Consider the following 927-nt stretch of genomic DNA (forward strand, 5'->3'; position numbering starts at 1 on the left):
AAAGTGGCACGGTTTGAACCGAAAAAGGTGGCACACATAGACCGAAATCACTGGCACAAATCAAACCGTTTTATCCAAAAATACCAACTGATTTGATTTTTTCATTTTTTTTTATGTCGTAGACATCAATTATTCCTTGTTTTATTCCATTGTTTTTATAGAAAAAAATATATTTGTCTTGATATACCTTGAAGTTTTTTATAGCTTCCTTGTAATTAGTAATTACTCCTTTATAATTTCCATAATGATCATATTCAATTAACTTCATTGATGTATTACACCAAACATATATAGAGGAATCATTTACATCAATTAAGGATGGAGTGATATACTCATACGGTGCAATTCCTTTGCTGCCAAATAGTTGTATTTGTTTCCCTAAAATATTATATTTTATAAGCTGCTTGTTTGTAATAACAATGAAAATAGAATCGTTCAAAAATTTAGCATCGTCAATATTTTGAATTACATCAATATTTTCTTCCAGATAACAAATTAAAGTTGTATCTATATTATCCAAACGATCTGCTTTCAAGTTTTGGAACTGCTGCTTCGAACTATTTTTACAAGATATAATGCATAACCCAAATAAGAAAAATAAAATAAAATCATTCAATCTATTCATAATATTGATTTTTGAATAAAGTGGAGCAAATTTACACTTTGCTAAGCTTCTCCCCTTTCTTAGACAGTTGTTACTATCAGATAAGTTAGTTTCCCGGAACATCTCTTCCGGCGTTTTATATCCCAATGTCTGATGGGGTCTTTTCCTGTTATAAAATTCCATATAATCCTTTATTTTCTGATATAACTCCATCGCCCAAACCTGGTTGACACGATCCACCCTCAGCCCCTGAGCAGGTAGGGGTGGACGGTGTGCCCTTCGCCTTTGTGCGGCTTGCCGGTGTTCGGACGGGGGCCCATGCC

Annotated in this window: 1 protein-coding gene; it reads right to left on the reverse strand. The window is 33.7% G+C overall.

Annotated features, from left to right (window positions below; genetic code table 11):
* Nucleotides 1-70: 70 nt before the first annotated feature.
* On the reverse strand, nucleotides 71-927 hold an 857-nt coding region (locus tag D7D25_RS17695; protein WP_148038988.1), incomplete at its 5' end, for an integrase core domain-containing protein.

Source organism: Proteiniphilum sp. X52 (assembly GCF_003712195.1).
Taxonomy (GTDB): Bacteria; Bacteroidota; Bacteroidia; order Bacteroidales; family Dysgonomonadaceae; genus Proteiniphilum.